We start from the raw sequence: 18,248 nt of genomic DNA, 5'->3' as shown, positions 1-18,248 counted from the left end.
TCCGCGCCGCGCGGGGCGTCAGACTGGGACGATGCGACCCGCCCCCACGATCGACGCGGCCCCGCGCCTGCTGCCCTCGGCTCCGGTGTGGGTGCGCGACATCGTGACCGCCGTGCTCGTGATCGTCCCGGCGTTCGCGCCCGTACCCTTTCCCGAGCTGCGCCCGTCGAGCCCGCTCGTGTTCGCGCTGGCCGTGCTGCCCGCGGCCGTCCTCCCGTTTCGGCGCCGGTGGCCCCGCACGGCCCTCGGGGTGTGCATCGCGCTGTATGTCGCGGCCCTCGCCCTCGGCACCCTCGCGCCCGGGGCGGGCCTCGCGGTCGTCATCGCCGCGTACGGCGTGTCCAATCGCCTGGATCGTCGCGCCGCGTTCCCGGTGAGCGTCGCCGCGGTCGGGGTCGTCGTCGCGGCGAGCATCGTCGTCGAGGTCACGACGGGCATGGACACGCGCTTCCTCCAGATCGGACTCTCGGTCGCGCTCGCCGGAGCCGTGGGGGATGCCACGCGCTCGCGCCGCGCCTACGTGCTGGCCGTGATCGAGCGCGCCCGCCGCGCGGAGCAGACGCGCGAGGCGGAGGCGAGTCGCCGCGTCACGGAGGAGCGGCTGCGCATCGCGCGCGACCTCCACGACGCCATGGCCCACCAGATCTCGGTCATCAGCCTGAACGCGGGCGTCGCGTCGTCGGCGCTCGAGACGCGGCCGGAGCGGGCACGGGAGGCGCTCGCCACGATCCGGACCGCATCGCGCGACGTGCTGGGGGAGATCGGGTCGATGCTGACCGTCCTGCGCACGCCCGATGAGGTCGGCGTCCGCGAGCAGCCCGGGCTCGCCCGCCTGGGCGATGTCGTGGAATCGGTCCGGGTCGCCGGGTGGGATGTCGTCGTGCGGGACGAGACCGAGGGGGAGCCGGTGCCGCTCGGCGTCGACATCGTCGCCTACCGCGTCGTGCAGGAAGGGCTCACCAACGCTTTGAAGCACGGCACGGCGCGCCGGGTCCATGTCCTCCTGCGGCGGGACGGCGATGTGCTCGAGGTGGTCGTGACCAACCCGCTGGACCACGTTCCCGCGGACCCCGACCTCCCACCGTCGGGCTTCGGCCTGGTCGGGCTGCGCGAGCGCGTCGACTCCGTGGGCGGTGCGCTCGAGGCCGGTCCCGCGCCCGGCGGGTTCCGGCTCGCCGCGCGCCTTCCTCTCGCTGCCCCTACGGCCGGTGCCCGCCCCGCTTCCGGAGGTGTCGCGTGACCACGGTGCTCGTCGTCGACGATCAGGCCCTCATCCGGTCGGCGGTGCGCGACCTCCTCGACGCGGCGCCCGGCGTCGAGGTCGTCGGGGACGCCGCGGACGGCGAAGCGGCCGTCGACCTCGCCCGCGCCCTCCGCCCCGACGTCGTCGTCTGCGACATCCGGATGCCGCGAATGGACGGCATCGAGGCGACAGGGCTCATCTGCGGCGACCCGGCCCTGAGCGACACCCGCGTCCTCATCCTCACGACGTTCGAGGAGGACGACTACGTCGTCGCGGCGCTCCGGGCGGGGGCGAGCGGCTTCATCGGGAAGGGCGCCGAGCCCGAGGACATCGTGCAGGCCGTGCGTGCCGTGCACGACGGCGGCGCGCTGCTGTCGCCGGCGGCCACGCGCGCGATGATCGAGAAGTACGTGCGGGGTGCGGCATCCGAGGCTCCCCGTCCCTCGCCCGCGCTCGACGTCCTCACCGAACGCGAGCGGGAGGTGCTACGGCTCGTCGGCCGTGGACGCTCCAACGACGAGATCGCGGCGGACCTGTTCATCTCGCCGCACACGGCCAAGACCCACGTGAAGAACACGATGATCAAGCTGGGCGCGCACGACCGGGCGCAGCTCGTCATCGCGGCGTACGAGAGCGGGCTGGTGCAGCCCGGGCACTGAACCCGGGTCAGCGGAGCCCGGGTGGAGAGCGTGAAGCCCTGGCACTGAACCCGGGTCAGCGGAGCCGTGTGGAGAGCGTGCGGCCCTGACCGCGCTCGCGCGCCGGCGCCGGGTGCTGGTAGAAAAGTTCGCGTCCCCCCGACGACTCCGCCCAGGAGGCCTTGCGTGTTCCCCCGACCGCCGCGATCCGCTGTCCTTCTCCTCTGCGCCGCCGCCGCCGTCGCCCTTGTCGGGTGCGGCGCGGTCGCTCCGGCCACCGACGTGCCACCGGCACCCGCGGCCGGCGCGGAGGACCCCGCATCGACCGACACTCCCGACACCCCCGACGCCGGTGCGTCCCCCGCGACCGGGGGAGGCGACTACCCGACCTGCGACGAGGTGTACTCGGCGCTCGGTCCCGAGGCATCCGATCTCGTCATCGCCGCGGATGCCGACAACGGCGAGGTCGAGGGCTCGAGCGGGCGCGAACTGAGCTGCACCTGGATCACGCCGCAGGCCGCCGCCAATTCCCTCGACATGCAGAACTACGGAGGGTTCGGGGTGGGCATCCACCGCGATCCGAGCTACATCGAGAGCGACTACGACGCGCTCGGGTGGACGATCGACGACCCCCGTCTCGGTGCCGAGGGCGCCTGGGCGCTCACCGCGGGCGGGCACTACGACGGCGGGGCCGTCGTCGACATCGGCAGCGTCCAGGTCGTCCGCGACGGCACGATCGTCACGATCTCCGCGACCGGCGCGATGCTGAACGAGGTCCCGCAGCTGGCCGATCTCACGCAGTCGTGGGCCGTGGGCGCGGGACTGCGGATCCTGGATCTGATGCGCTGACGCTCGGCGTCGGACCCCGCCGGTCAGCGCTGGGCGGACTCGAGAGCGGCGTCCCGGTCGCCGACGGAGGGGGCTGCCCCGGACCGGCGCCCGCGCGCCATCGTGGGGGCGAGCACGACGACCGCCGCGGCGGTGATCCCCGCACCGATCCACAGCGGGGACGTGTACCCGAGGCCGGCGCGATGCCGATGCCGCCCGCCAGGCCCCGAGGGCGTTGCCGACGTTGAAGGCGCCGATGTTGGCACCCGAGGCGAGGGTGGGCGCCGAGCCGGCGGAGACCATCGTGCGGCTCTGCAGCGCGGGAACCGTGGCGAACCCGAACCCGCCCATGAGGAACAGGGCGATGACCGTCGCGACGCTCGATCCCGCGAACGCCGCGAAGGCGATCAGGACCACGAGCAGCGCCGACACCGCGACGAGCAGCGTGCCGTCGATGGAGCGGTCGGCGAGGCGACCGCCGAGGGCGTTGCCGATGACGAGACCGATCCCGAACAGCACGAGCAGCCACGGCACGGCGCCGCTGTCGAACCCGCTGACCTCGGTCAGGGTGTACGCGATGTAGGTGAAGGCGCCGAACATCCCGCCGTAGGCGAGGACCGTGACCACCAGCGAGATCCACACCTGCCCCGAGCGGAACGCCCGCAGCTCGTGGCGCAGGCGGACCTCGGCATCCGGTCGCGGGAGTTTCGGGACGAGCGTGAGGATGCCGAGGAAGGCCAGGATGCCGATTCCCGCGATGACCCAGAACGTCGAGCGCCAGCCGAACTGCTGACCGAGGAAGGTGCCGAACGGCACGCCGAACACGTTCGCCGCCGTGAGGCCGGTGAACATGAGCGCGATCGCGCCGCCGCGCTTCTCAGGGACGACGAGGCTCGCCGCCACGACCGAGCCGATGCCGAAGAACGCGCCGTGGCAGAGCGCGGCGATGATGCGGCCGACCATTGCGACGCCGTAGTCGGGGGCGAGTGCGGTCAGCGCGTTGCCCAGGACGAACAGCACGAGGAGGCCGAGGAGCGCGGGCTTTCGGGGGAGCCGGGTCGTCGCCGCGGTGAGGCCCAGGGCGCCCACCACGACGCTCAGGGCGTACCCGGAGATGAGCCAGCCGGCTGAGGACTCGGAGACGGCGAAGTCTGCCGCGACCTCGGGCAGCAGTCCCATGATGACGAACTCCGTGAGTCCGATGCCGAATGCGCCGACGGCGAGGGCGATGAGTCCTAGGGGCATGAGGGGTCTCCTGATACACTCGAATAGTTGCACGCGCGCTCTTTTGCAGCGGCGAGGGAAATAATTGCACACGCAAGTAAAGCGCGCAAGCAAGTATCGAGGAGGAGTGCGCCCATGGGAATCGCTGACGACGCCGTCGAGATCCGCGCACGCGGCTGGCGCACGCTGGCGGCGCTCCACGGGCTCATCGAAGCCGAGCTCGAGCGCGCGCTCGGTGTCGTCGAGCTGTCGGTCGTCGAGTACACGGTGCTGGACGCGCTCGACCGCCAGGACGGGTGGCACATGCGCATGCAGCAGCTCGCGCGCGCGGCGGCACTCAGCCCCAGCGCGACGACGCGGCTCGTGAACCGCCTCGAAGACCGCGGCCTGCTCACGCGCGTCCTGTGCGCGGACGACCGACGCGGGATCTACACCGAACTCACCGCGGCCGGGCGCTCACTGTACGAGCGCGCGCGTCCGGTCCACGACGAGGCGCTCGAGCGCGTGCTCGCGGATGCCGAGAAGCAACCCGAACTGGCGCCGGTCGTCGACGCGCTGCACGGGGTGGCGCTCCCGGCCTGACGCGAGTTCCTCGCTCGCGGCCGGACGTCCGTCGCTCGCTTTCGGTCCGGCGCCCGTTCCGGCGGGGGCGATCCGCCGCGCTCGTCAGACGATGCCGCCGATCATGGCATCCCGTCGCAGCTGATCGTGCGTGGCGTGGAACTTCCCGTCGGCCGTCCACCAGGCCTCGTGCCCCGCGGCATCCGGATGCTGCTCGACCACGACGGGCCAGTGGGCCTTGATGTCCTTGAGGTAGTAGCGGATCTCGCCGCCGATCGTGCGCTTCTCGACCTTGTCGGAGGCTTCCAGCTGGTCCTGCGTGGGCTCGCTCATGGCGTGAGCCTAGGGTCGGGCTCGGCCGGCGGGACAGGGGTTGCGGGTGACGGCTGCCCCGCGCGGAGGAGGTCCTTGAGCTCCGCGATCTCCGCTCGCATCGCCTCGACCTGCGCCTCGGTCGCCGCGGTCGCCTGCTCGTTCTCCATCGAGACGCGCTGCACGATCCATGACGCGAGGGTGGCCGTGACGACACCGATGAGCGCGATCCCTCCGATCATCAGCCCCACGGCGACGATGCGGCCGCCGATCGTGACGGGGAAGTAATCGCCGTAGCCGACGGTCGTGATGGTCTCGAACGACCACCACACGGCATCCCCGAACGACGAGATCGGGCCGTTGCTGCCTCTCTCCTCGTCGTACACGGCGAGGGCGGCGACGAACACCGTGAGCGCGGTCGCGCCGATCGTGTAGATCGCCACGCGGCCGCGCAGCATCGACTCGGTGTTGCGCTGGATGAGCGCGATGATCGTGAAGAAGCGCATGAGGCGGAGCGGCCGGAACACCGGCAGCGCGACGATCGCGAGGTCGAGGAGGTGGCGCCAGAACCAGCGCCACCGGTTCTCGGCGATCGAGATGCGCACGACGTAGTCGACGGCGAAAGCCACCCACGTCACCCGCTGCAGGATCTCGGCGATCGTGCCGACCACGCCGCCCGGGTGCGCCAGGATCTCCGCGGCATACGAGGCGAGGAAGACGACGGCCGCCACGACCATCGGCCACTGTGCCGCACGTTCCCAGCGTGCGAGACGTTCTCCGTACATGGGGTGATTATGGCGCAGCCGCGGGGCGGCGCTGACCGCGGGTTTCCGCGGCTCGCGGCGGCGGACCCGGGCTCAGTCGGTGGCGCGTTCCATGCCGCGCGCGCGGATCTCCTCGATGTCGAGATCGGCGAGGATCCGGCGGGCGACGAGGTCGTCGATCGTGCCCTCGCGCCGCAGGCGCAGCAGCACCTCGCGCTTGCGGTCGAGGATCGCCAGCCGGAGGCGTGTCGCCTCCTTGTGCCGCAGGATCGGAGACCGCTGCGTGAGGTCGATGTCGTCGCTCACGGCGATCATCTCCAGCTGCCCGGCGGGCCGGCGGCCGTCGTCGTCTCCGTCCATGCCGGGGGGAATCGGCCCCATCCGGGACGCGGCGTCGTCGCCGCCGGCATCCATGTCGTCGTTCTCGCGGTCGCGCTCCTCGGCCGCGCGCTGACGCGCGACCGCGCGGGCGTTCGCGAGTTCGAGTCGCTCGTAGCCCTCCTGTCGTGCGCGGTCGCGGACGAGGTCGCTCACGCCGTGCTCGGCGGCGAGATCGTCGAGGGCCGTGAGCGCGGCGCCCGAGATCGCGCGCTGCGCGAGCTCGAACTCCTCGACCGCCGCGTCGTCGGCGGGGAGCTTGGCCCACCGGATGACGGCGGGGAGGAGGGGGCCCTGCACGAGCAGGGTCAGCACGATCACGCCGGCCGTGATGAAGACGACCGCGTCGCGTCCCGCCACGGGGGTGCCGTCGGCCGTCGTCAGGGGCACCGACAGGGCGATCGCGAGCGACACCGCGCCGCGGAACCCGGCCACGGTGCTGACGACGCGGGACCGATGTCGCAGGGAACGGGACGATCCGGTGCCGGGCCGGGAGAACGGCGAGAAGAACCACTGGAACATGTACCGCACGATCGCGAGTACGATCCAGGCCGCCAGCGTGATGAGCAGCAGCATGCCGATCTCGGACGGCGAGATCTCGTGCAGCACGAGCTGGATCTCGAGGCCGATGAGCACGAACAGGGCACCGTTGAGGAGGTAGACGCCGAAGGGCCAGGTGGCATCCGCCGCTCGGCGCGACATCGCGGTCGTGATGCGCGGCGCGATCCACGCGACGATGAGTCCCGCGAAGACGACGGCGAGCACGCCCGAGGCGTGGGCGACCTCGGCGACCAGGAAGGCCACGAACGGGACGAGGGCGAGGGTCAGGTTGATCGTGAGGGTGGACTCCATGCGGCGCAGGGCGAGGTACGCCAGCGCGGCGACGGCGACACCCGCGGCCGCACCGCCCACGTACGACAGGACCACCATCCCCGTGATCTCCCACGGGGTGACCTGGTTGCCGATGAGGAGCGACACCGCGATCGAGTACAGCACCAACGCCGTTCCGTCGTTGGTGAGGCTCTCGGCCTTCAGCTTCATGAACGTGCGCTCGGGAAGCAGGCGGCCGAGGGCGGCGACGGCGGTGGCGTCCGGGGGCGCGACCGCCGCGCCCAGCACGAGCGCGGCCTCCCACGGCACGCCCATCCACGTCGCGACGCCGGCGACGGCGAAGGCGGATGCCACGACCAGCAGCGTGCTCATCGGCACGATGTAGCGCAGCGACCGGCGGACCGAGCGCAGCGACGTCGTCCACGCCTCGCGGAACAGCAGGACGGGGAGGAACAGCAGCAGCACCGTCTCGGGCGGCAGCTCGATCTGCCGCAGCTCGGGCACGAAGCCCAGCGCGAGCCCGATCACCAGGAGCACGAGCGGCGTGGCGACCCGCAGCCGCGGGGCCAGCACCGTCCCCACGAGCATCGCGAGCCCGAGCAGAACCGTGACCTCGAGTCCTTGCATCCGCAACCGCCTTTCCCGCGCCCTCAGCACCCAGCGTAGAGAAGGGGTGGGACATTCCCGAGGCCGCGTTCGCTGTGAGCGTGCGGGCGCGGGGTGGGGCGCTCCGCGGCGGTCGCTCAGTGATTCGCGGGATGCAAGCGGCGTGCGGTGGATTGCGGCTGAGGTCGTGCGGATCGCTGAGGTTGTGCGGGCGCGGTGGCCGGGTCGCGAGGGCGCAGGATCGGTGATTCGCCCGATGTGAGTCGCAAGCCGTGACGATGGCGGCGCTCACACGAAACGAGCCGTGCCACCTTCGTCAGGCCGGGATCAGCGCCCGCAGCGCGTAGTCCCAGGGAATTCTTTCTTGCTCGAGCCTGACGTTGCCCGCGCTGCTCAGGAAGCCGAGGGTTGCCTTCTCCTCTTCCGTAAGAAGCGAGAGGACGGCCACGTTCGGTTCAGGGTCGAGTCCCCACAGATCCCGATGGGCGGCGGCCGTCGCAGCATCCATCAAGACGGAGGTCGCAGCGACTCCGCTCGCGCGCAGCCGATGCAGGATCGCGAACCCGTGGGAGTCGAGATCACCCCAGTAGGTCACCTTCTGCGCCCACGGCACACGCGCGAGCATTCCGACCCGGTGACCTCCGCCGTGGACGACGATCGCCCCGTCGACGGGAGGCATCGCCAGCACGGTCGCCAGGTTCTCGAAGACGAAAACGCGTTCTGGGCGTAGGTCGAGGGCGGCCAGGTCTCGGACGGGAGCGGAAACGTCGGTCAGGCCACCGACCGCCAGGGCGGGATCCAGCGCGCGCATACGCACGAGCGGATCCGGTTCGTGCAATCCGAGTCCGCTGGAGCCGGTTCCGGCGCGGTGCAGGGCTTCCAGCAACGCATGGCGTTTCTCGATCCATTTCGTATGGATGCCGCGGATCGGCAGTTCGCGTACGCGCCGGCCCGAGACGGGATGCGCCCGCAACCATGACACGACATCGCACAGGCGGGCGAAGTCGTCGTCGTCGAGCTCGTCGATGGTGCGTGCGTGCATGCGCAGTGGTGCGACCGCTTCCTCGCCGATGAGATCGCGCAGCGCGCGGAGCCGGCGAGACAGGCGTGTCCAGGAGGCGTCCTGTCCTGCGAAGGACGCGATCGCGGCGGGCCCTTCTAGGCGGAGGCGCTCCGGCACTGCCTGCGATCCGACGCGCGACCACGTACGCGTGTGCCACGACAAAGTGATCGCCTCGCTGCGCTCGCATCGCCGCCAGTCGTCTACCCAGCGCCGCGCCGCGTCGAGATCGGCGAGGGCCACTCGCTCGGTCGGCGGGTGCAGCGGAACGTCGAGGACGATGTCGTCGCGACCTGCCGCGGCCCACTCGCGCGCCTCACGTTCGAACATCCGTTGTGCCCTGCTGCGAGCGGCATCCACTGTCACAGGAGCCATCACGTCTGGTCACCGCCGCGCTCGCGGTCGTCCTGGTTGGCCGAAGTCTCGCGAAAGACGACATTCGCCAGGCGCGAACTATTGCGTTCCGGGTTCGAGACGGAGGTGATTGCGCCGACGTACGGCTCCAACGTCTGCAGGAGCTTCTGCGGAGTGGCCAGGATCATGTGGAAACCGAAGGCCCGGAAGACGTTCATCGCGTTGCGGGTGTAGCGGCTGTCGGCCTTGTCGAACGCTTCGTCGAGCACGATCGACCCGAAACGCGGAGTGTCCGACTCGCCGTCGGTCAGCTGATAGCGCAACGCTGCGGCGAGGCAGAAGATCACGAGTTTCTGACGTTGCCCGCCCGAGAGACCCTCGGCGGAGTCGTACACGCGCACCACTCGGCCCGATGCGTCCTTCTCGCGGGCGAGGAAGGTGACGTGCAGCCGGGTATCGAGCACGCGGGCGCGCCAATCGAGGTCGACGCGGTCCTTGGACCCGAGACGGCCGATCACACGCTGGAGCACTGCGAACCGCTCCTCGGCCCCGGTCGCCGATTCATCGGACCAGTTGCCTTCGACGACGCGCCGAAGGTCGGCGAGAAATTCCTCGACCTCGGGCGTGCGGCTCGTTCGCACGTCGATCTCGAGGAATCGATCGGTCCCGTCGAAAGGAGAGCGGCCCAGCGAGGCATTGACCGGCAGAGTCCGCTCGCGCACGAGTCCCGGCGCATCACGCAGGTCGGCGAGCAGGTGCGCGACGACGTCCCGCGCTCTCTCTCGGAGGAGGCGCCGGAACTCGCCTTCCTTCTCAGGAAGTCCGCGCGCGAGGATGCCCTCGAGCAGTTGTCGATACCCATAGCGATCGGTGATCTCGGCCGTGAGCTCTGCGGACGGCGCTGCCCACTTTGCTCGGAACTGGGCGGCTCGCCCGGCGAACGCCGCCGCCGCGTCGCTCTCGCGTCGTGCAGCGGCGTCCTTCTCGCGAGAGAGCGCGGTCTGGACGGCACGCGCGACCTCGTCGATGGTGTCGAGCGTCAGCGACCGTCGCTCGGCTCGGAAGCGCTCGTCGAGTACCCGTGTCCAGCGCTCATCAACAGACGGGGCCGGTGCACGTTCGAGCTTGGCGAGCTGTTCACTGACCCGGCTGAGCGCATCGCGGGCGCTTCCTTCCGCGCGGAGCAGGCGCTCGAGTTCGTCCGTCGCGGTGGCGAGCCGCGCCGCCTCCCGCTCCCGCGCGCCTTGCGCCTCGTTCAGAGATGACGATGCCGACGTCAGCGCATCGAGCTCCGCCTGCCGAGCGCGGACCAGCGCGGATGCTCCGGCGACGTCGACGTGTTCCCACGCGTGACGGCTCACCCGGCGGAACACCTCGCGCCGGGCCAAGGCGGCCTCGCGTTCGGTGTCGGCACGGCCATCCGCGGCCGTCGCCCGGTGCATCTCTGCCTCCGCCACGCGCCGCTGAGCGAGCAACGCTTCGAGTCGCGCTTCGGTGTCGCCGCCGAGCACCCAGCGCGCGGTATCGGTGACGCCGGAGCGATCGTCCTTTTCGTAGCGGCGGGACGAGCGTTTGAGAAGTCCGGTGATGGTGACGCCGCGTTCTACACCGTCGAGTTCGTCGGGATGGTCGACGCAGGCGTAGTCGAAGTCGGTGGCGATGCGGCGGAGCACGTAGGCCCGAAACGCGGTCTCTGCGACCACCACCCGGTGCACGAGCGACCGCGCATCGCGCGGACGTCGACGCTCCTCGATGGAGGGGGGAACGGCTTCCATGACCAGGCGTACGCCGAGATGCCGGGCGTTCACCGCGCGCCGCGCCTCGGGTAGACGTTCGTCGGTGACGAGCAGCGTCGTCGACAGCGGGGCTAGTGTGCGTTCGATGGCGCCGCGCCACGGCGCGTGCTCCGGCGCCACCGAGACGAGCTCGCCGACGAACGGCAGAGTCGCTTCGGGAACCCCCAGCGTGTCGGCAATGTACCGCCGTGCGCCGAGAAGTCTCGGATCGAGATTGCTGCGGTGCTCGCGAAGCGCGGCGAGCTGGTCGTCGATACGGGCCAGTGCCTTGCGCGCCTCGCTGGCGGCGTCGCGCACGTCGTGCGACACCGCGGCGATCTCGTGCTGCGCCTCCGCGGCAGCCACCGCGACGAGTTCGGCGAACTGGGCGGCATCGTCCGGGACGGGCGCGCCGATCTGCGCGAGATCGCTCTTCAGGAGTGCGCGTTGGCGTTCGACGGTGCGCTCTTCGCGAATCGCCGCGTCGAGGCGCGTCTGCAGCACCTCGACGCGAGTTCCGCCTTCGTGACGTACGCGGGCTTCGGCGGATGCGAGGGCCTCGGCGGCGAGATCTCTGTCGCGCCCGGCATCGTGACGGGCAGCCTCGACCCGTGCCACAGCGGCGCGAGCGGGGCCGAGCGCCTCGCGAGCGAGCTGCCGCTTGAGAGTGGCGGTGTGCGGTTCGACGGCGTCCAGCAGTTCCACGGTGCGGGCGACCTCGGCGGATGCCGCGTCGTAGGCCGTAATCGTCTCATCGACGCCCCGCAGCGCTTCCGCCTGACGGCGGAGGTCGACGACATGCATGTGGGCGCGGTCGAGTTCGACAAATTGCTCCACCGCGTTGTCGGCGCGAGCGAACGTTCCCGGCATGTCGAGCATGAAGCCGCGGAACAGGGCGTCGAGCGTTCCGAGGTTCTTGGCGGATTGCGTCTTGTGCAGCAGTTGCAGAGTCGCGTCGCTGCGGAAGCCGAACTGCCGAACGACGCGGTCGTGGAAACGGCCGTGCCGCCCGCCGGTCGTGATCAGTGCGTCGGGGAGCGCCTTCGCCATGCGCCGCGCGTCGATTCCGGCCTCGATGTGCGGCTCGAGCATCATGAGCGTTACATCGGTGCGAGTGAACAGCCGGGCATCTTTCAGCGCCGCCGATTCAACCCGGGCGCCGGGCGCGTGGAAGATTCGGGCGAGCGTGATCGGTTCTCCCAGGGGATTCTCGTAGCGCAGGAGGATGCCGCTCCAGGTGGTCCGCGGTCGAAGATAGGTCGTGGTCGCGCGATCTGCGGTGTCGTGCGCTTCTTTCGTCCAGGCGCCGCGGACGTAACTCATGAGGCTGCGATCGCTCAGGCGCGAGTTGCCGTCCTGGGCGGCGGCGTTTAGCCTCAGCCACTTGTCGGGCGTGAGAACGGCGGCGATGGCATCCAGCAGCGACGACTTCCCCGAGCCGGAGGCGCCGGTGAAGAGGTGCCCTTGACGAGCCACGTCGATTGATACGAACCCGCGGAAAGTACCCCAGTTGACGAGTTCGATCCGGGCCAGCCGCCACTGATCGGTCGGGTCGGCGTGTTCAGTCTCTTCGTCGGGGAAGGTCAGCGTCGTCACCCGTCGGCCTCCTCGGTTTCGGCCATGTCGGTTTCCGAGTGGTCGCTTTCGACGTCAGCGATCGCGTCCTCGTCGTCGCGCGAAGTGAGTGCCGAAACACGCTCGTCGGTGAGGCGTTCGTACTCGGCGGTGATGGCGCGTACCTGCTCGGCATCCACGATCAGCCGCAGGACGGGCGAGATTTCGGCGCGATCCGTGCCGACGGGATGCAGCACCCGCAACTTGTTCAGCATCTTGTGCCACGACGAGTTGAGGCGGCTGAGGAAGTCTTTCTCGTCACGGTCGGGCGTGCGGTACACCGTCAACTGTTCGAAGATCTCGTTCTGGCCCACGATGACCCGTCCGCGCCCTTCTTCGCTGAGCAGCGTCTGCCGGAGAGCGAGAAGCATCGCCGTGTCGAGGAAGGTCAGCCGCTCCGACCGCACAGCTTTCGGAGCCTCTTCTGCGGGGGCGTTCCGTACGAACGCGAACTCGTTGTCGCGGTCGATGACCAGTTCGAGGAACAGATCGGCCGCGCGCGAACGCAGGATGGCCTCGTCGCTGAGCAGCACCGACCACAGTTGCGGTTCCCGCGCACCGGACAGGTACGGCCCGCGAACCAGCCGCAGCAGGACACGACGCGTGCGGTCGGGTAGCCCGCCGGTGTCGCCGACCCAGAGCTCGCTCGATGGTGCGGACTCTGCGGCATCCGTGATCTCGGCGGCGGTCATGAGATCCTCCCGGTGAAGCGATGCGTGGAGACGACGGCCGTGCGAGTCACTCCGTCGAGGCCGCGCCAGGTGAGGGATTCGTCGTCGTCGTCGACCGTCCCCTGCTCGGCCGCGAGTGCCAGCAACCCGACCACACTGCCGACTCCCTGCGAAGCGGGGAAGCGTGCGAGCACCTCGGCAACGGTGCAGGTCTCCGTCTCTGACAGCATCGCGTTGACGTCGCGGGTGAGCTCGTCGAAGTCGATCTCAGTCTCGCGTGCGAGCGCACGCAGCTCCTCGAGATCGGCAACCGCGGGCGCGTGGTGTTCCAGCGGCTCGAGGGAGACGAACTCGGACGGATCGTGAAGATCGACGATTCCGGCACTCGCCAGGGTAACGGCTGAAAGGTCGAGCTGGAGTCGTGTGGGATGCCACGGCTTGACGCGCTCCGAAGCGGAGACGCCGGCGTGCATCGCCTCGCGGAGCAGGCCGCGCAATACGCGGTCGCGCTGGTAATCCTGCGACTGGACATAGCGTCGCAGGGCCCGGGCGAAGAGGGTGATGACGTCGTGGATCTCGGCGCTGCGCTCCTTGAGCGTCGAGAGGAATGTACGGAGGGCTTGTCGCTCATCACGCGTGAGTTCGCGTGCGAAGTCGCGGTCGAGCACTCGACGGATATCTGACTCGAACGCGGCGCTCAGCGCGGGATCGAGCACAAGCTGAGAGAACGCGGAGAAACTGCGCCCGGCGTCGGAGTCGGCGATGTGGTCGATACCGAGGAACACCTCGTCGATGACGGCGGCTTGTGACCCTTCGGACTCAACGATCTGCGCGCGAAGGGCGGTGTTGAGCGTCTCGAACTCGCCGCGGACACGAGCGAAATCGTCCGGGACGTCGGCTGCCTGCGCGAGCATATCCCGCAGCCGCTCGAGCGCCCGGTCGGGGTCGAGGGTGCCTTCGTCGCCCGCGCGCAGGGCCTTGATTCGTCGGTCGATGGCGTCCTTCTCGTCTTCGAGGAGGGAGATGCGCGTGGCCGCGTCGGGATCGGTGTCGATCGCAAGGCGCCGCACGAGGGCGGCGATGCTCGCCAGCCGCGACTCGGTGGCCGCGGAGCGAGGAGCGGCGCGCGCCTGCAGGAACCGGATGGCGGCGATCGCGTCGGGCGAGAGCTCGAGCGTCTCGCCGCGCGCGTCTGCGGACGGGCGGCGGATGAGAAAGCCCGACGATCGCCAATGCGCGCAGTATCCCTGCCCGGAGAGCGGGAGGCTCATGCCCTGTGCGCGCAGCTGCTCGAGATCGACGTCGAGTCGCTCGTAGAGCTCTTCGGCGTCGCGCCGGCGTGTCTGTCCGGCGAGGTGAGTGCCCAGCAAGCCCGCGATCACGGGGGCGAGGTCTGCGCGGATGAGCTGCCAGGCGACGTCACGCCTCATCAGCGCCGCGAACTCGAGCACCGGGGCGACGGAAGACATGGCCACATTCTCCCTTAGGCCTCTGACATCGCAGAGAGGGGGTAGCGCTGCGCCTCGACGACGCCCGGCAGGGCAGTGGCAACGCACCCCTTACCCAGAACTCGTACTGAGAGACGAACTTCCGCCACCCGCAGCCCAGCCGCCACAACCTCGGTCATCCGCACAGTCTCAGTCGGCGCACCCGGCTGAGAACGCCCGTGGATTGCGTCAGAAGTTGTGCGGATCACGGAGGATGTGCGGTTCACCGTGGCGTAGGAGCGAAGTGCTTCTTTCCGGCAGATCGTGTCATGGAATGGATGCCACGCGTGGGGAACTGGAATCTTTCGCGGCGCGATCGGATGCGCGAGTGTGGTCCAATGACCCGATACTCCCGTCCGTTCCATGCTTTTCCCGGTCCAATCACCTCCGATTGGAGTCTCGCTGAGCTTCTGGAGTGGATCGGCGCGGACGACGACCGCTGTCACGACGACCGGCTGCGGGGACTCCTGGAGGCCATCGACCCCGGCCCCCAGGTCGGCTCGGGCGCGGTCGTCGTGCTGGTCCGGTCACTCGCCGCGCGCGTCGTGGCCGACCCCGCGCTGGGCGCGGTGAGGATCCAGGATGCCCTCGGGCTCCCGGAGGCGGTCGGCGACCCGGAGCGGCTTCTCGTCACCGTCTGAAAGTTGCGGTCGGGGGTCGCTCGCCGTGCGTCGCCGTCTCGCGCGGCAGCCGCCCGCGATGTCGGAGGCCCTTCGTAGTGTCGGAGCATGGCATCGCTCGCACTTCCCCGACGCCGGTCGTCCACGACCGACGCGGGGCGAGACGTGCCTTGGTACAGCGACGATGACCTTCAGGCGGACGCCGACACGGCCTGGGCCGTCGGTGTCGGTCTCCTCGACGGTGACGAGCGTGAGTCGTGGATGGCCGAGGACGACGCGACGCCGGACGGAGGGGCGGACGCGCTGGCGGGCACGATGAGCGCTCTCGCCGCGCGCTCGCAGGACCGTCACCGCGCGGCGGCGGCGGAGTCGGCGCTGATCCGTCGCCTCGTAGACGCTGCTCGCGCGGATCCGACGCCGTGGGTCGGTGAGGACCCGACCCTCGACCCGGCGTGGATCGATGTGCGGGGCCGGACCGTCGCCGCTGTCCGGCGCGATCGGCACGATATGGCCGAACGAGCCGTCGTCGCCGAGATCGCGGTGCGCCTGCGCATGTCGGAGCAGGCGATCCGTGCGCGTGCCGCCGAGACCGAGATCCTGCAGCGGAGATGCCCGAACCTGTGGCGGGCTTTCGCCGACGGCAACGTCTCCGAGCGGCACGCCGCCGAGACGGCTCGGCTCGCCGCGTCGCTGCCGAACGATTCGGCATCCTGGGCGGAGTTCGACACGGGCGTTGTCGATCGCGCGCTCCGGCTCACGCCGGCGCGGTTCGTCACATCCGCGCGTGCGCTGCGGGAGCGGGTGCACCCGGAGTCGCGCGAAACGCGGCATCGTCGCGCGGCCCAGGATCGTGGGGTCTGGCTCACCCCCGAGCTCGACGGCATGGCGATCCTCACGGCGTTCCTCCCGGCCGCTCAGGCGTCGCAGGTGATCGCGCGCGTCGACCGAGCGGCTCGTCACCTCCGTACCCGGGGCGACGAGGAACGGACCCTCGCGCAACTCCGGGCTGACGCGTTCGCCGATCTGATGGCTGCCGGGTTCGCAGGTCCCGGCAACGACGGAGAGCGCCGTCAGAATCGCGCGGCCGTCGTGGTGACGGTGCCGGCGCTCACCCTTCTCGGAGCTGACGACGCACCCGCGACCCTCGACGGCTACGGTCCGATCGACCTCGACACCGCGCGGCGCCTGGCGGGCGAGGCGACGTCGTGGATCCGCGTGCTGACGCACCCCGTGACGGGCGTGCCCCTCGCGCTCGACCGGACGCGGTACCGCGTACCGACGGCCTTGCGCCGCTGGCTCGGGATCACGTCACCGACGTGCATCTTCCCTGGGTGCGGCCGCGCGGCGCGCGACTGCGACCTCGACCACCTGCGGGCGTGGGCGGAGGGCGGCCCCACCGACGACGACAACCTCGCGCCTGAGTGCCGACATCACCACCGGATCCGACACGAGACGCGGTGGAGCCCCGCCGTCGCCCCCGGCGGCGAGTATCGGTGGATCTCTCCGCTCGGTCGGGACGTGGATGCCGATCCGCCGCCGTTCTAGCCGGCGAGGTATCGTGCGGTGCCGGGGGTCCCGCGCGCTCGTCACGCCTCCGCCGGCAGCGCCACCTTCGCCTTCGCCCACGAGCGTCCGCGGGTGTCCTTGAGGATGTCGTACTCGACGTCGACGTGCGGCTCGATCGCGCTGTACTTGTCGTTCGGGGCGCCGATGACGAGCTGGAACCCGAGGCCGCGCCACGCGCCGATCGCGCGCTTGGTGAAGTGCGCGTCGGCTTTGATGAGCGCCTCGTCGAGGAACACCGGGGCGTAGCGCGGGCGCTCGGCGCCGGCATCCCCGAGCTGGTAGCGCAGAGCCGCACCGACGATGAACGCGATGAGCTCCTGAGACTCGCCGCCGGACTTCTCGCCGATGTGGTCGTACAGGGCCACGTGCTCGCCGGTCGCAGCACGGAAGCGCTCGGCGCTCACCCGCACATGATTGCGGACGTCGACGAGGTCGGCGAAGTCGGGCGCGGTGGGCCGGATGCGGTCGATGAGTCGCGACATCCGGCCGTACACGGCCTCGCGCTCCTCGTCGGTCGAGGCGGCGTCGATCGCCGCGCGCACGTCGCGCAGCTCGCGGCGGAATCGCCGCCGCACCTCGGACTGGCTCTCGCGCGGCACGATCTGCAGACGGTGCTCGTCGTCGTAGAACGGCAGGTCGCGCATGATGTCGTTGATCGGCGCGATGCGGTCGCGGATCTCGCGCAGCGCGCGCGTGAGCGACGCGTCGAGGTTCGTGAGGTCGTTGCCGGAGAGCCGCAGCAGGCTGTCGCGCCACTCCGCCTCGAGCTCGTGCAGTCCGCTGGCTTCGAGGTCGGCGAGGATACGCTCGAAGTCGCCGAGCGACTCGTCGGGGTCGGCGAGCAGGTTCGGGCTCGGCCACCGGTCGAGGAACGCCGTGAGCGTGCGGCGCAGGCTCTCGCGCTGCTCGCTCCAGGTCTCCTGCGCTGCGCGCTGGTCCTCCAGCAGCCGCTTGGACGCGGATTCGAGAGCGGTGTCGAACCGGGCGAGGAGTTGCGAAGACGAGGCGTCGCCCGACGGTGCGACGAACAGCGCGTCGAGGTACGCGGCCTCGTCGTCGGTGAGCGTCAGCCCCGCGTCCTCGGCATCCTCGAGCCGGACGTGCGCGGCATCCACCTCGTCCGTCACCTCGGCCCAGCGGGCGGCGAGACGCTGCTGCTCGGTCTTGGCGCTGCCGATCTCCTCCCGCAGCCGCGCGGCGCGGGCGCGCGTGCCCGAGATCTGCTCCTGCAGCTCGGCGATCCGGGGGTTGCCGGCGGTGATCTCGGTGAGCGTCTCCGTCCAGCGCTCGATCTCACGATCGACGGATGCCGTGTCCACCTGGTCCCACGTGAGGTCGGCGATCCTCTCGAGGGCGCTGCGGCGATCGTCGAACGCGTCGAGGGCTGCGGCGGCCTCGTCGACGGCGGCCTTCGCCCGGTCCAGGTCACGGCGGACGCCCACGATCTCGTCCCCGAGTTCGGTGAGTCGGACCCGGCTGGAGAACCCGAGGATGCTCTGACGGACGGAGCCGCCGTGCGCACCGCGCGATCCCTGGCTCGTCTGGCCGGCGATCGTCAGCGCCATCCGGTGCCGGGAAAGGTCGGAGACACTGTCCACGCACACGAACGCGAACTGCTGCTCGAGGCGGTCCTGCAGCCAGCCGGTGAAGGGGGAGGGGCGGTAGTCCAGGCGGCCGGGGAGCGTCGCGGGGTCGAGGCCGGGCGCTCGGAAGCCT

14 protein-coding genes and 1 pseudogene are annotated in these 18,248 nt (G+C 70.5%); 6 read left to right on the top strand and 9 right to left on the bottom strand.

Annotated elements, in window-relative coordinates; translation table 11 throughout:
• Positions 1–31 precede the first annotated feature (31 nt).
• The 3 genes from I5G_RS20885 to I5G_RS05765 all read left to right on the top strand — a co-directional run bounded on the left by I5G_RS20885 (position 32) and on the right by I5G_RS05765 (position 2,730).
• Entirely contained in the window at positions 32–1,240 is a 1,209-nt protein-coding gene (locus I5G_RS20885) for a sensor histidine kinase (RefSeq protein ID WP_022878221.1), read from the top strand.
• Positions 1,237–1,902, top strand: a complete 666-nt coding sequence (locus tag I5G_RS05770; RefSeq protein ID WP_022878220.1) for a response regulator transcription factor — start codon at positions 1,237–1,239, stop codon at positions 1,900–1,902. Before I5G_RS20885 ends, I5G_RS05770 begins: the two co-directional genes overlap by 4 nt.
• A 165-nt stretch (positions 1,903–2,067) precedes the next feature.
• On the top strand, positions 2,068–2,730 hold the full coding sequence (locus I5G_RS05765; RefSeq protein ID WP_022878219.1) for a hypothetical protein: 663 nt from the start codon (positions 2,068–2,070) through the stop codon (positions 2,728–2,730).
• Positions 2,731–2,753: 23 nt separating this feature from the next.
• On the opposite strand, the pseudogene I5G_RS24470 reads toward I5G_RS05765, so the two are convergent.
• A pseudogene (locus I5G_RS24470) lies at positions 2,754–3,954 on the bottom strand (MFS transporter).
• 114 nt (positions 3,955–4,068) lie between these two features.
• On the opposite strand from I5G_RS24470, the gene I5G_RS05750 reads away from it, so the two are divergent.
• Positions 4,069–4,515, top strand: coding sequence for a MarR family winged helix-turn-helix transcriptional regulator (locus I5G_RS05750; RefSeq protein ID WP_022878216.1), 447 nt, complete (start codon positions 4,069–4,071; stop codon positions 4,513–4,515).
• Between the two features lie 84 nt (positions 4,516–4,599).
• Here the strand turns inward: I5G_RS05750 and I5G_RS05745 are convergent, their stop codons facing one another.
• The 7 genes from I5G_RS05745 to I5G_RS05715 all read right to left on the bottom strand — a co-directional run bounded on the left by I5G_RS05745 (position 4,600) and on the right by I5G_RS05715 (position 14,415).
• The gene (locus I5G_RS05745; protein ID WP_022878215.1) at positions 4,600–4,827 is read right to left on the bottom strand and encodes a hypothetical protein; all 228 of its coding nucleotides are present in this window, start codon (positions 4,825–4,827) and stop codon (positions 4,600–4,602) included.
• Positions 4,824–5,591: a potassium channel family protein gene (locus I5G_RS20875; RefSeq protein ID WP_022878214.1), complete on the bottom strand. Its 768-nt coding sequence runs from the start codon at positions 5,589–5,591 to the stop codon at positions 4,824–4,826. Before I5G_RS20875 ends, I5G_RS05745 begins: the two co-directional genes overlap by 4 nt.
• Positions 5,592–5,663: 72 nt before the next feature.
• On the bottom strand, positions 5,664–7,406 hold the full coding sequence (locus tag I5G_RS05735) for a Na+/H+ antiporter (RefSeq protein ID WP_022878213.1): 1,743 nt from the start codon (positions 7,404–7,406) through the stop codon (positions 5,664–5,666).
• Positions 7,407–7,701: 295 nt separating this feature from the next.
• Positions 7,702–8,820, bottom strand: coding sequence for a Wadjet anti-phage system protein JetD domain-containing protein (locus I5G_RS05730; protein WP_036326556.1), 1,119 nt, complete (start codon positions 8,818–8,820; stop codon positions 7,702–7,704).
• Positions 8,820–12,170: an ATP-binding protein gene (locus I5G_RS20870; RefSeq protein ID WP_022878211.1), complete on the bottom strand. Its 3,351-nt coding sequence runs from the start codon at positions 12,168–12,170 to the stop codon at positions 8,820–8,822. Before I5G_RS20870 ends, I5G_RS05730 begins: the two co-directional genes overlap by 1 nt.
• A complete protein-coding gene (locus I5G_RS20865) occupies positions 12,167–12,880 on the bottom strand; it encodes a DUF4194 domain-containing protein (protein ID WP_022878210.1) in 714 nt (237 codons plus the stop codon). The genes I5G_RS20870 and I5G_RS20865 overlap by 4 nt, the downstream gene beginning before the upstream one ends.
• Positions 12,877–14,415: a DUF3375 domain-containing protein gene (locus tag I5G_RS05715; protein WP_148286410.1), complete on the bottom strand. Its 1,539-nt coding sequence runs from the start codon at positions 14,413–14,415 to the stop codon at positions 12,877–12,879. Before I5G_RS05715 ends, I5G_RS20865 begins: the two co-directional genes overlap by 4 nt.
• A 269-nt stretch (positions 14,416–14,684) precedes the next feature.
• Here I5G_RS05715 and I5G_RS05710 point away from each other — a divergent pair, with 269 nt between their 5' ends.
• Together I5G_RS05710 and I5G_RS20860 are read left to right on the top strand one after the other, a co-directional pair.
• Complete coding sequence (locus I5G_RS05710) at positions 14,685–14,987, top strand: hypothetical protein (RefSeq protein WP_022878208.1); 303 nt, start codon at positions 14,685–14,687, stop codon at positions 14,985–14,987.
• 87 nt (positions 14,988–15,074) lie between these two features.
• The gene (locus tag I5G_RS20860; protein ID WP_022878207.1) at positions 15,075–16,511 is read left to right on the top strand and encodes an HNH endonuclease signature motif containing protein; all 1,437 of its coding nucleotides are present in this window, start codon (positions 15,075–15,077) and stop codon (positions 16,509–16,511) included.
• A 41-nt stretch (positions 16,512–16,552) separates the two neighbouring features.
• On the opposite strand, the gene I5G_RS05700 is transcribed toward I5G_RS20860, so the two are convergent.
• A partial coding sequence (locus I5G_RS05700; RefSeq protein ID WP_022878206.1) for an ATP-binding protein occupies positions 16,553–18,248 on the bottom strand: 1,696 nt, incomplete at its 5' end.

The organism is Microbacterium sp. B19 (assembly GCF_000333395.1).
Classification (GTDB): domain Bacteria; phylum Actinomycetota; class Actinomycetes; order Actinomycetales; family Microbacteriaceae; genus Microbacterium.
This window is presented reverse-complemented; position numbering and strand designations above follow the sequence as displayed.